At 37.5% G+C, this 13027-nt stretch carries 14 protein-coding genes; all 14 read right to left on the reverse strand.

Going from position 1 to position 13027, the window contains the following annotated elements; all coding sequences use genetic code 11:
- Position 1 precedes the first annotated feature (1 nt).
- The 14 genes from H0173_RS18595 to H0173_RS18660 all read right to left on the reverse strand — a co-directional run bounded on the left by H0173_RS18595 (position 2) and on the right by H0173_RS18660 (position 12942).
- Complete coding sequence (locus H0173_RS18595; RefSeq protein ID WP_221848170.1) at positions 2 to 931, reverse strand: peptidase U32 family protein; 930 nt, start codon at positions 929 to 931, stop codon at positions 2 to 4.
- Between the two features lie 6 nt (positions 932 to 937).
- Positions 938 to 1576 (reverse strand): O-methyltransferase, encoded by a 639-nt coding sequence (locus tag H0173_RS18600; protein WP_221848172.1) that lies wholly within the window; start codon positions 1574 to 1576, stop codon positions 938 to 940.
- Positions 1577 to 1824: 248 nt separating this feature from the next.
- Positions 1825 to 2961: an endolytic transglycosylase MltG gene (mltG, locus tag H0173_RS18605; protein WP_221848174.1), complete on the reverse strand. Its 1137-nt coding sequence runs from the start codon at positions 2959 to 2961 to the stop codon at positions 1825 to 1827.
- Between the two features lie 196 nt (positions 2962 to 3157).
- Positions 3158 to 3442: a DUF1292 domain-containing protein gene (locus H0173_RS18610; RefSeq protein WP_221848176.1), complete on the reverse strand. Its 285-nt coding sequence runs from the start codon at positions 3440 to 3442 to the stop codon at positions 3158 to 3160.
- A gap of 5 nt (positions 3443 to 3447) precedes the next feature.
- Entirely contained in the window at positions 3448 to 3873 is a 426-nt protein-coding gene (gene ruvX, locus H0173_RS18615; protein ID WP_221848178.1) for a Holliday junction resolvase RuvX, read from the reverse strand.
- Between the two features lie 3 nt (positions 3874 to 3876).
- Positions 3877 to 4143, reverse strand: a complete 267-nt coding sequence (locus H0173_RS18620; RefSeq protein ID WP_221848180.1) for an IreB family regulatory phosphoprotein — start codon at positions 4141 to 4143, stop codon at positions 3877 to 3879.
- 189 nt (positions 4144 to 4332) lie between these two features.
- Positions 4333 to 6966, reverse strand: a complete 2634-nt coding sequence (alaS, locus tag H0173_RS18625) for an alanine--tRNA ligase (protein ID WP_221848182.1) — start codon at positions 6964 to 6966, stop codon at positions 4333 to 4335.
- A gap of 453 nt (positions 6967 to 7419) precedes the next feature.
- Entirely contained in the window at positions 7420 to 8502 is a 1083-nt protein-coding gene (locus H0173_RS18630; protein WP_221848184.1) for an AI-2E family transporter, read from the reverse strand.
- A 93-nt stretch (positions 8503 to 8595) separates the two neighbouring features.
- Positions 8596 to 8727 (reverse strand): YrzQ family protein, encoded by a 132-nt coding sequence (locus H0173_RS18635; protein WP_221848186.1) that lies wholly within the window; start codon positions 8725 to 8727, stop codon positions 8596 to 8598.
- A gap of 78 nt (positions 8728 to 8805) precedes the next feature.
- Positions 8806 to 8997 (reverse strand): hypothetical protein, encoded by a 192-nt coding sequence (locus H0173_RS18640; protein WP_221848187.1) that lies wholly within the window; start codon positions 8995 to 8997, stop codon positions 8806 to 8808.
- A 12-nt stretch (positions 8998 to 9009) separates the two neighbouring features.
- Complete coding sequence (locus tag H0173_RS18645; protein ID WP_221848189.1) at positions 9010 to 9483, reverse strand: PRC-barrel domain-containing protein; 474 nt, start codon at positions 9481 to 9483, stop codon at positions 9010 to 9012.
- 102 nt (positions 9484 to 9585) lie between these two features.
- On the reverse strand, positions 9586 to 9753 hold the full coding sequence (locus H0173_RS18650) for a hypothetical protein (protein WP_221848190.1): 168 nt from the start codon (positions 9751 to 9753) through the stop codon (positions 9586 to 9588).
- 63 nt (positions 9754 to 9816) lie between these two features.
- On the reverse strand, positions 9817 to 12246 hold the full coding sequence (gene recD2 / locus H0173_RS18655) for an SF1B family DNA helicase RecD2 (RefSeq protein WP_221848192.1): 2430 nt from the start codon (positions 12244 to 12246) through the stop codon (positions 9817 to 9819).
- A 36-nt stretch (positions 12247 to 12282) separates the two neighbouring features.
- A complete protein-coding gene (locus H0173_RS18660; protein ID WP_221848193.1) occupies positions 12283 to 12942 on the reverse strand; it encodes a tetratricopeptide repeat protein in 660 nt (219 codons plus the stop codon).
- Between the last annotated feature and the right edge of the window lie 85 nt (positions 12943 to 13027).

The following is a 13027-nucleotide window of genomic DNA, read 5'->3' on the forward strand; positions in this document are numbered from 1 at the left end:
ATTAATACACCGTTTCTTTAAAGAAAAACCCTGTATCCAATGGACGATTTACAGGCTGAATTTCTTCAATTGCACTTAATAGATCATCTTTGATTTCATCATACTGATCCGGATCTTCTACACAAAGATCAATTGCTTTTCTGTAAAGCTTCGTAACTTCAACAATATATTCAGAACTTTTCAATATCCCATCGATTTTAAAAGAATCAATTCCTGCATCAATCATATCCTGCAGTTCATCAATGATACAGATATCATTTGGGCTCATAATATGTGTTCCATTCTCATCTTCAAAGATCGGATATTTGTTTTCTCGTTCCTTATCATGCAGGAACATATTATGCTCTTGCTTACGGTTTTCAACTTCCATAACTTTACCTTGATATTCATAATAATTGCCAAGAAGGGAGCGCTTAGACTGAAACATGGCTGTCATGCCATGAACCTGAACTTCAATTTCGACTTCAGCGTTTTCTTTAATTTCAACAATGGCATCCATATTTATTTCACGGGCAAGCACCGCACGTTTGGCACCTTTTCTACCCCAATAATTACATGTATACCAGTTCGTCCCTGTTGTTTCAGTATTCCAATGCAGCTTCATTTTAGGAGCCGCTTCACGTGCAGCCAATAATACAGCTGGATCTCCAAAAATAACAGCATCTGCGTTTGCTTCTTGTAAAAACTTAATATATTCAGGAAGCTCTTCTACTTTTTCATTATGAAAAAGCGCATTCATTGCCACATATACTTTTTTTCCTTTTTCATGTGCAATCTCAATCGCTTTTTTAACATCCTCTTTTGAAAATTCACCAGCTAAACGCAGACCATAGCGCTGTTCCCCAATAACAAAAGCATCTGCACCAGCATCAGCCAATGGAAGAATATCTTCAACACTTTTTGGTGTTACTAATAATTCTGGCTTTGTCATCTTTCTTCACCTCTTTTTCGAAATCGCAACCCCATCACCTACCGGAAGGATCACCGTGTAATAATCCGGATGATTCATTAACCATATATTAAAATCATTAATTTTCTTAACGAGACTGCGGATTCGCTTATTTTCAATATTAGTCTCACAAACAAGCCCTTTAAAAAGGACATTATCTGTAATAATCATCCCATCATTACTTAAATACTGAGAATATATTTCAAAGAATTTCCTGTATTGACCTTTTGCAGCATCAATGAAAATAGCATCAAATGGAGCATACGCTTGAATTACAGCTTCTACCTCCAGTGCATCACCTTTTATAATGCTAATTTGTTCTTCTTTACCTGCTTTTTGTATATATTGATCCGCTAGCTCATAACGGTCTGCATCTCTTTCGATTGTAATAATTTTGCAGGAAGGAACAGCCTGAGCCATTCGCAAGGCAGAATAGCCAATTGCAGTACCAATTTCTAATATAGAAGATGGCTTTCCAATACGCAAAAGCTGGAGCATAGCTTCAATACCCGCTAACTCCATAATGGGTACACCATTTTCACCTGCAAATTGCTCCATTTCTTCGAAGAGCTCATGTCTTCCAGGAATAATATTCTCTATATATGAATGCAGCTTTTCATTTTCCAAGCTGCCATCACCTCAAATCCATTTATCTTCCTTGCTTGCAAAAAGACTTGGTTCAGTCAAGTTTCAAAACATAAAAAATAGCGTTCACAGAAAGGAAAGTAAAAGGTACAGTCACCTAGCACCTTCATCGGAAAAAACCGGCTCCAAGCTTGTCCGTGGTTCACGCTATCGTAAGCAATATTAAACACTTGAACTATTTTACCACAAAAAAATGGGGAATGCGAATTTGATTCCCCAAATATAGTCATTTAGTTAGTATTTGTGATATATTTTGCCTTTTTTTGATTATGCTCTTGTAATGTTTTCGAGAAAAGAACTTCTCCGGTTGATGTAGCTAAAAAATATAAATAATCTGAATCTGCTGGAATAAGAGCCGCTTCAATAGAGCTTATCCCTGCATTAGCAATCGGTCCTGGCGTCAATCCCGGATATTTATATGTGTTGTACGGAGAATCGATTTCCAAATCTTTATAAACAACTTTAGATTTATGTTCTCCTTGTGCATACAGGACTGTTGGGTCAGTCTGTAACGGCATACCCACTTTTAATCGATTGTAGAATACACTCGAAATTTGATCCCGATCCACCTTTTCTGTAGCTTCCTCTTCAATTAATGAAGCCATAGTTAATAATTGGTGAACTGACATATTTTGTTCTTCCATTTCAGCTCGGTAATCCTTCAGTACACTAACTGTTTTATTTAACATGACTGTTACAATCTCTTCAATTGATGGATCCTCTTTATAAAATGAATATGTTGCTGGGAACAAGTACCCCTCTAAAGGATATTTAATATTTTTATTAAATATTTCCTCTGTCAGTAAATCCGGGTATTTAGCCATAAGTGTTTTAATAAATTCTTTGTCATTTAGCTTTTTGAAGACATCTTCTGCATTTCTGTTTGTCTTCTCTGCAATAATCGCAGCAATTTGTTCTAATTGTTTTCCCTCTGGAATAGTCATTTTAAAAACAACTTCATCGACAACTTTCCCTGTTTTTAAGCTTGTAATAATTTCAGGTAAAGTCATAGAAGGACTCATTGCATAGTCTCCAGCCATAAACCCTGTTTCATTTTTAAGTTTCACATAGTATTTAAATACTCTTGCATCCTTTATAATACCGTTCTTCTCTAATATTCGGCCAATACTCGAAGCTGACGAACCGATTGGGATTTCTATTTGTTTTTCCTTATGGTTATCCGGATCTGCAGGCTCTACCGCAGATTTGATATAGAAATAGCCTCCTCCGGCTACAGCTCCGACAATGATAAATAAGATAAGAGCAATAATAAAAACAATTCTTCTAACCACTCTTGCTTCACTTTGCCTTTCAAGCATCTTTTGACGAATAAGATCTTTTTTAGCTTTATTCTCTTCCATTGACAATTATGGTTTCCCTCCTATCAAAAAATACTGACGTGCAGTATAAATAGAGATTTTCTTAATCCGTTACTCGGCTTATTATACTATATTTTCTTTTTGTCGTCGCAAATTAATACACAATCCGATATTATCCGATAGTTTTCAATGAAAAAGTAGGCATAAAAAATGCTGGCTATGAAATAGCCAGCATTTTTGCTTATTATTCTTCCTCTTCATCAAGGAATGTATTAAGCATTTCTTCAATTAGATCCCATTCTTCCTCTGTTTCAATTGGCATTAATTCGCCGTCTTGTTCATTCTCGCTTGGGATAAATGCCGATGCGTGAATTTCAGTATCTTCATCATCATCGTCGCCTGCACCTACAGGATAGTAAAGTACATATGACTTTCCAAATTCCTCAGAATCAAATGTGAAAAGCACTTCACACAATTGCTCGTTTCCGTCTTCATCTACTACTGTAATATTGTTTTCTCCGTGGTTCATTCTGTTCACCTCATCATATTTTGACTATCTATATAGCCTTGTAAAATCATTACGGCTGCCATTTTATCAATGACTTGCTTCCGTTTTTTCCGGCTGACATCTGCTTCTAGAAGAACTCGTTCAGCAGCCATTGTTGTAAGCCGTTCGTCCCAGAGAATAACAGGCAAACCAAAAAGTTTTTCTAGTTCTGACGCAAAAAATTGACTTGCCTCTCCACGCGGTCCAATCGTGCCATTCATATTCTTTGGCAAACCGACAACAATTTTACTCACTTCATGTTCTTTAATAATCTTACCAATTTGTTCGAAACCAAACTCATTTTTCTCTTCATTAATTTTGATGGTTTCTAAACCTTGAGCAGTCCAGCCTAGTGCATCACTAAGCGCAATGCCGACCGTCTTTGAGCCGACATCCAGTCCCATTGTCCGCATATATTATCCCTTTCGCTGCTGTTTTAAATATGATTTAACTAACTCTTCAATGATTTCGTCACGTTCGAGTCTGCGAATAATATTGCGCGCATCTTTATGGCGGGGAATGTAAGCAGGATCCCCCGATAACAAATAACCAACTATTTGGTTAATAGGGTTATACCCTTTATCCTGCAGAGCTTCATAAACTTGTAAAAGGACTTGATTTACATCATGTTCCATTGGCTCTTCAGGGAAATTGAACCTCATCGTATTATCAAATGAGCTCATTTCTTACACCTCGCTTTTTTAATCGAAAACTAATCATTATCGCTTTTTTTCTAGAGAAACTCTTGGCAACTTACGAATCATTTTAGAGATTATTTAAAACAGGAACATCCAAAATTAAATCCCTATTATTATCCAATTATTGAACATATTCGACAGGTTACCTTCATTTTACACTAATTCGTTAAGATATCAAAAGGATTTAACCCATTCTTCAACAAAATTCAGGGCGCTCTCTAGTTTTTCTGGATCTTTACCTCCGGCTTGTGCCATATCTGGACGTCCGCCCCCACCGCCGCCACAGCGAGTTGCAACTTCTTTAATAATTTTTCCTGCTTGATATCCTTTTTCAATTAAATCTTTTGTAACCCCGGCAATTAAATTAACCTTATCGTCATTTACACTTCCGAGGACGACAATCGCAGAACCGAGCTTATTTTTCAAGTCATCGGCCATATTACGTAGATTATTCATATCAGAAGCGGCAACCTTAGCTGCGAGTACTGTTACGCCATTAATCTCTTTCGCTTTAGAAACAAGGTTTCCAGCTTCAATATTACCCAATTTTGCTGCCAATGATTCATTTTCTCTTTGAAGCTGTTTCATTTCGCCTAATAGGCCTTCAATTCTAGATCCTAAATCTTTTGGATTTGCTTTTAATTTTGCTGCAGCCTCTTTTAATATGCTAATTTGATCGTTTAGCAATTGATATGCAGCTTCCCCTGTTACAGCCTCAATTCGGCGTGTGCCAGCCCCAATACCACTCTCTGATTGGATCTTAAATAGTCCAATGACAGATGTGTTCGGAACGTGACATCCACCGCAAAGCTCTAAGCTGTAGTCCCCTACTTGAACAACACGAACAATTTTCCCATACTTTTCGCCAAATAGTGCCATAGCACCCATCGCTTTTGCTTCTTCGATGTCTTTATAATCAATTTCTAATTCAATGTTGCGCCAAATTTTTTCATTTACGATAGTTTCGATTTTCTCAAGCTCTTCAGCTGTAATCTGGCCAAAGTGCGAGAAATCAAAACGTAAGCGGTCTGGCTCAACTAATGAACCCGCCTGGTTAACATGATTGCCAAGAACATCTTTTAATGCCTGATGAAGCAGGTGAGTTGCTGTATGATTTTTAATAATCTTTGAACGGGATTGTTCATTGACCTTAGCTTGAACACGGTCATTTAATTTCAGTGTGCCCGCTTCAACAATTGCCTTATGAAGATTTTGGCCATTTGGAGCCTTTTGAACATCTTTAATGGCAACTCTTAATCCTTCAGCTTCTAAAATACCTTCGTCAGCCGTTTGTCCGCCGCTTTCTGCATAGAAAGGAGTAACATCCATAATTAGCTGTACTTCCTCACCCATTTGCGCTTCATTTATTAACTGACCATCCTTAACGATCGCAACAATTTGTGAATCTGCTACAAGGTTATCATAGCCAGTAAATTGACTTTCAACTTTAATTTCTCCTAGTACTCCACCTTGAACCTGCATGGAATCAACATCTTGTCTTGCAGCTCTTGCACGTTCACGCTGACGGTTCATTTCCTGCTCAAAACCGTCATGATCAACCTTCATTCCTTCTTCTTCTGCATATTCCTCGGTTAATTCAACTGGGAATCCGTACGTGTCATATAGACGGAATACATCTTCACCCTGTATCGTGTCGCTGCCTTTTTCCTTTTCCTTCTTGATAACTGCTGATAATATAGACAGTCCTTCATGAAGTGTTTCGTGGAAGCGCTCCTCTTCATTTTTAATAACCTTTTGAATAAATTCCTCTTTTTCTTTTACTTGCGGATAAAAGTCCTGCATTATTTCGCCCACAACTGGAACTAATTCAAACATAAATGGACGATTAATATTAATTTGCTTTGCATAGCGAACCGCTCTGCGAAGTAAGCGTCGCAATACATATCCACGGCCTTCATTGGAAGGTAATGCCCCATCACCAACAGCAAATGCTACTGTTCGAATATGGTCAGCAATCACTTTAAAAGCAACATCTGTTTCTTTATTATTTCCATACTTTACACCCGAGATTTCTTCTGTACCGCGGATAATTGGCATGAAAAGATCTGTATCAAAGTTTGTTGGAACGTTTTGAACAACAGAAGCCATACGCTCAAGACCCATTCCAGTATCAATATTCTTCTTTGGAAGCGGAGTATATGTTCCATCCGGATTATGGTTAAATTCTGAGAAAACAAGATTCCAAACTTCAAGATATCTTTCATTTTCGCCGCCTGGATATAATTCAGGATCATTTAAGTCATCCCCATACTCAGGTCCGCGATCATAGAAAATTTCTGTATTCGGTCCGCTTGGGCCTTCTCCAATATCCCAGAAGTTTCCTTCTAATCGGATAATTCTTTCTTCTGGAACACCAATTTTTTCTCTCCAAATATCGAATGCTTCATCGTCTTCTGGATGAATTGTTACAGATAATTTTTCCTCTTCAAAGCCAATCCATTTTTCATCAGTAAGAAATTCCCATGCCCATTCAATTGCTTCCTCTTTGAAGTAGTCCCCTATTGAGAAGTTACCGAGCATTTCAAAGAAAGTATGGTGGCGTGCTGTCTTTCCAACATTTTCAATGTCATTAGTGCGGATCGATTTTTGAGCATTTGTGATTCTAGGATTTTCAGGGATAACACGGCCATCAAAGTATTTTTTTAATGTTGCAACACCGCTATTGATCCAAAGCAAGGAAGGATCCTCATGTGGAACTAGAGATGCACTCGGTTCAATAGAGTGTCCTTTTTCTTTGAAAAACTCTAAAAACAAACGGCGAATGTCAGAACCTGATAAATGTTTCATAAACGTTTTCCTCCTAAAATTATATCTTAAATGTTATTAACACATTTTTAAAACGCAAAAAAGCCCTCATCCCAATACAGGGACGAGAGCATTACTCGTGGTACCACCCTGATTCAAAAGCTCCGCACTTCTTAAGTGCTGGAGATAGACTTTTGCCCACTCCTCCAAAGCTTCTTCTCTCAGTTCCTTAACGCGGATAAACGGCAGGTATTAGCTGCACTCAGGATTAGCATTCTGTTATCCTTCATCTAGGAATTCTTCCAGCCATGGAATTCCCTTTCTTACGCGAAACGCAGAAGTGCCTTGATTAGGACTACTCTTCGCTCAGATGGTCTATAACATACTCGTTCCTTCTTCGTATTTTCTGAATTATTTTGCATAGCGTCTGTACGCGTCTGCTTTCTTGTATAGTCGCATTATATCGATTTGTTTTCGTGTTTGTCAACATTTCGTTTACGGACGAGAAAATTTTGAGTTTGGTCCTTTAATAAAATGTGATCTTGCATGCACAAGACTTACCTTTATTACGGCCAAAACAGGAACCGCAATAATTAACCCTATTACTCCGCCCGCTTCGCCACCCGCTAATAAAGCAAACATAATTACAAGCGGATGCATATCGAGGCTTTTCCCAACGATCAAAGGTGATAGAATATTTCCTTCAAAAAATTGCAGCACAAAAACAATGATAACTGAAATAATAATCATTTTAATAGAGATGGTTGATGCAATAATAACTGCGGGTATTGCACCAAAAAATGCACCGAAATAAGGAATGACGTTCGTTAAGCCGATGATAAATCCAAGCAATAATGGATATTTCATGCCGACAAACCAAAATATCAGTGCAGAAATCGCTCCTATAGCTATACAAACAAGAATTTGTCCTCTTATATAGCTGCCAAGTGATTTATCAATATCACGCAAAAATAAGATTCCTTCCTGCCTCCACTTTCTTGGAGTCAAATACCATACAGTCCGTTTCATTAGGTCAAAATCCTTAATCATGTAAAACGAAATAAACGGGATAATGGCAATAATGATTGAATAATTTAAGATATTTATTAATATATTCACGCTTTTCGACAGCAAATTATCCAGCGCTGATTCGAGTGCTAAAATCCCTTCATCAATTCTATTTTGAATGCCTTCTGGCCATGTTGAAGTTTTTTCCTGAATCATCTCCACCCATCCGCGATATTGATTCGCAAACTGTGGAGCATTTTCCGATAAATCCTCTAATTGATGCATAAAAGCAGGAATTCCCTTATAAAAGGCTAAACCTACCCCGCCAAAAAATAAAATATAGATGCCAAAGACTGCAATTCCCTTATGTAGGCCACTATCATTAAGCTTTTCAACAAAAGGATGAAGCAAGTAGGAAATAAAGGCTGCAATAATAAATGGCAAGAGCACAGCAAAAATAATTTTTAAAATAGGCAGCCATAACTCCTGGAGCTTTAAAAAAACAAATAAAACAATAAAAAGAAGAAGGAGAAACCCTAAGCGGTAATACCATTTTAACCGAATATCCACGTTCACCCTCCTCATTTATTTTTTATTTTAACTTGGTATCTTGAAATTTATTCATGAAAAAGGGCTAACACAGATTAGTGCTAGCCCTGCTAATTAAAATAAGCTTTTCATTCGTTTTTGCAGCTTTCTTCTCTGTCGACCTGACATAAGGTTATTTCGCTGCGCAAGATTATATGCTGCCATTCCGGCCCCAAATGCGATAACCGAAGTTAACATACGATTCATATCCATCACCTCGTTACAAATTTTGTCCATTTCCTTTTATAATGAATAGGGTAATTGCAACGTGGGTTTGCATGGTAATCAGGATAAATAACGGCGCTCTTCTTCTGCGAAAAGATCATCAAGAGAGCTTAATGTTCCGTCTTCCTCCACTTGATGAGTGTTAATGATACCTTTTGTAATAGTTAGCTCAATAAAACAGCCCCAGCAATAATATTGACTAATCCCAATCTTTCCAATATCCTTACTTTGGCAATTTGGACATTTTAACATAGAGCAGACACCTCATTCTTTAACTTTTACAATGATGGCGTCCTTTCCAATTGCAGGGGGAATCTCTGTTTTAACGACACGTTTTCCTTCCAGCATATCTGAAAAAAAGCCATCTGAGAGTTCATACCCTACGATTGTCCCCAGTTCCTCTAGGAAATATACATCTTCAAGCAGACCTAACCGCTCGCCTTCTCTAGTCATCATCATTTTTCCTGTTAGTGGGTTCTGGGTTTCAAAGGTGTACTGGGCTGTTTTTTTTATTGGTTGCAGTACATCTTCGCTTTCGACCATAACACCATCCCAGCCAAATGATGAAACCTCTTTTACTTCAAGCAAAAATGTCTTTTTAAAAAGAGCGCCTTTCCGAACAATTAAACCTGTCACAATTCCACGCCTTGAAATACTTAAATCAAACACTTCACCAATTTTTGTTCCGCTATTTATTTCAATAACCGGAAGTCCCTTTAATAACGAAAATGTCCGCAAGTATGTCCCACCCTTCTGGAACATTATTAGTTTGCGTGTTTTTTCATAAAAAAATGAGATGATTCAGTTACCAATCCGGCCAGTAAATAATAAAAAAAATCGTTATTTCTTGTTATATCTTGGTTTGTTGAACCTCTCATTTCTTTCTCCGCCATCAGAAAGCTCCTCAGAGAATTCAAAATCAGGCTTATTTTTAATGAGTTTTGATGATTTAATTTCAACTGCTGTCATATTGTTGTTAGGTGCAGCTTGCTCATTCCATTTTCCCATTTTGTATCCTCCCTAAATCATTTGGTGGATTAAAAAAGAACAGTCTTATTAGACTGCTCTTTACTAGCTTTTTTCCGCCTCCATAAAATCATACGGAGTGATATTTTCCATCCCAATTAATGGATCAGCTTTCATTAATATTTCTTCATATGATAAAGTAGCTTCTTCCTCAGCTTCCTGATTCTCACTTTGTCCTTCTTCAATAATCGATTCCTGTAGCTTTTCTGTCAAAGTAGTCAAGCGTGATTGCTCATCCGCTCGTTCTACCCCAAGCTTCAAAGCGTCTTCTTCTCCGCACAAAATTAAAAATTGTTTACTCCGTGTAATAGCCGTATAAAGTAAGTTTCTTCTTAGCATCCGGTAATAGCTTTTGACAACTGGAAGAATTACGATTGGAAATTCGCTCCCCTGTGACTTGTGAACAGAACAGCAATAAGCAAGAGTGATTTGATTTAAATCCTGACGCGTATAAGTTACTTCTGTTCCATCAAAGGAAACAATAACCATATCCTGTTTTTCTGTATTCTCTTTAGCGTAAAAAATAGATACGATTTCACCCATGTCTCCATTAAAAACATGACTTTCTGGCTGATTGACTAGCTGAAGAACTTTATCCCCAATCCGGTATTTAACATCTCCAAATTCAAGCTCTTTTCGATTTCCATCCGGATTCGGATTAAAAATTTCCTGGAGGATTTCATTTAATTTATCGATTCCTGCTGGCCCTCTATACATCGGCGCCAGCACTTGAATATCCTTGGCTGTATATCCTTTTTTCTTTGCGTTTTGCACAACTTTTTCAACTACAGTTCCAATTTGTCCAGGGCTGCATTTAAAAAAAGATCGATCAGATTGCTGAGCAGTTACATTACTTGGCAGCCTTCCTTTTTTCATTTCATGCGCTAGCTCTATTATGGAAGAACCTTCTGCTTGGCGATAAATATCAGTTAGCCGCACAGTGGGAATTCGTTCAGAACGAAGTAGATCCTTTAATACCTGTCCAGGACCAACAGACGGCAGCTGGTCCTCATCACCAACTAAGATTACTTGCATGTTTTCCGGAAGGGCTTTAAACAACTGATTAGCCAGCCAAATATCAACCATTGACGTTTCATCAATAATTAATATTTTTCCTTCCAATGGATTATCCTCATTACGGTCAAATCCTTCTGTGCCATTCCAGCCAAGAAGCCGATGAATGGTTACTGCCGGCAAGCCAGTAGATTCTGCCATCCTTTTGGCTGCTCTTCCGGTTGGTGCCGCTAATAAAAACGGAAAAGGTTCTTCCTTTTTGTAATCCTTTGGATCTAACGAACAGCCATGCAGTTCTCCATATAATTCAACGATCCCTTTAATAACCGTTGTTTTTCCCGTGCCTGGTCCCCCTGTTAAAATAAGCATAGGAGACATTAAAGCCGTTTGAATCGCATCCTTTTGAGTTGGTGCATATTGAACCTTTAAACGTTCCTCTAAATTCCCTAAAGCTAGAAGAAATTCAGATTCTGGAAACTGATTGTCATATTGTGTTTGCTTTAGAATACGCTTTATATTTGTTACAAGACCTTTTTCAGAAAAATAAAGAGAAGGTAAATATAATCTTTGTTCTTCAACAATGATTTTTCCCTCTTCCTCAAGCGAGATAATTTCTTTTGAAATATCTCCAAAATCAATTTCATCACGCTTATTTTCCTCTAATAGAGTTTTCGTACTTACAAGAAGCTCTCTAGCTTCTATATAAACATGACCAGCCTGCATACTCTCCATTTCAAGTATGTATAGACAGGCTGCTCTTATTCTGGCCGGATGATTACCCGATATCCCAAGCTTATAGCCAAGCTCATCAGATCTTCCAAAACCAATTCCATCAATGTCTTCTACAAGCTTATAAGGGTTGTTTTGGATGATCTCGATCGTTTGCTCTTTATAGACCTGATAAATTCTCATCGAAAGCTGAGGGCCGAAGCCATACTGATTTAAGGCAATCAACGCTTGCTCAATGCCTTGATGCTTCATTAGTGTATCGTATAGAGATTTAGCTTTTTCTGAAGGAAGCTTAGGAATCTGATCAAGCAGGGAGGGCTCATTTAATATTTTTGTTATGGCATTTTCTCCAAGAATCTCTACTATATTTTCTGCCGTTTTTACCCCAATCCCTTTAAAAAGCTCACTGGATAAATAATTGACAACGCCTTGTTTTGTATGAGGGATATCTTTTCGATAGTGACTTGCGTGAAGCTGCACGCCAAATTTTGGGTGTTCTTTCAAATCTCCATAAAAAATATACGTCTCTTGTTCATGCATTTTGGGGAAATATCCAGTAATTACCGCCTCTTTTTCTTCATAATGATGATTTGTTTCATCGACGCGAATTCGTAAAACTGTATATAAATTTTGCTCATTATGAAAAATTGTGACAAGATGCCGGCCCTTTATGTATTTCTTTTCTTGCTCTGTAAATAAATCTAGAGACCCTTGCACGCCCTGCTGATCCATTGAGAAACCTCCTTCCTTTCATGTTCAGTTTATTTCTTATTGTGCAGAACCTTTTTCAATTAATTTCAAGCCATATCCTGCGAGAAGATGGTCAGGCTGTATGTCTAAAGCTTTTTTGAAAAAATGAAGTGCTTTTTGTTCGTCTTCCTTAAATCCAAAAGCAACACCTAAATTATAGAAAGCGTCTGCGTGATTAGGATCAATTTCCACACATTTTTCCAGTTGTATAATCGATTCATCAATAAAGTTTTCCTGAGCCAGGCATAAGCCATATTGGAAAAAGGCTTCTGAATCACTTGGATTTAATTCGGTGCTTCTTTGTAAATATGGCAAAGCTAATTTCCCTTGTTCGAGGGCTATTAATGTTAAACCAAGCATAAAATAATTATCTCCGGTTTCCAGTCCCTTTTTCATAGCTGTTTCGAACATTTTTTTTGCTTCGTGAAAATTCTCCCCATCATAAAATAAATTTCCAGCGCTATAAAAAGCTGCAGCTGCATTCTCATCCAATTCTATTGCTTTTTCAAAAAACTTTAATGCCTTTTCTGTTTCTCCAACTGCAGATAAAACATTGCCGAAATTAATATAAGATGTCGGATCTGATGGCTTCTCATCAATAGCCTCCATAAAAATCTTCGCGGCTTCTTCCCATTTTCCTTCTTGCATATATTGAATACCTAATTGGTTTTTGTCCATTTATCATCCACTCCGTTTCAATTAAAAAGTATAGCATATTATTTAGCGATCTTTCAGTTTCTAAATGTACAAAAAGGGCTCTTCG

This window comes from Bacillus sp. S/N-304-OC-R1, from assembly GCF_019749375.1.
Lineage (GTDB): Bacteria > Bacillota > Bacilli > Bacillales > Cytobacillaceae > Cytobacillus.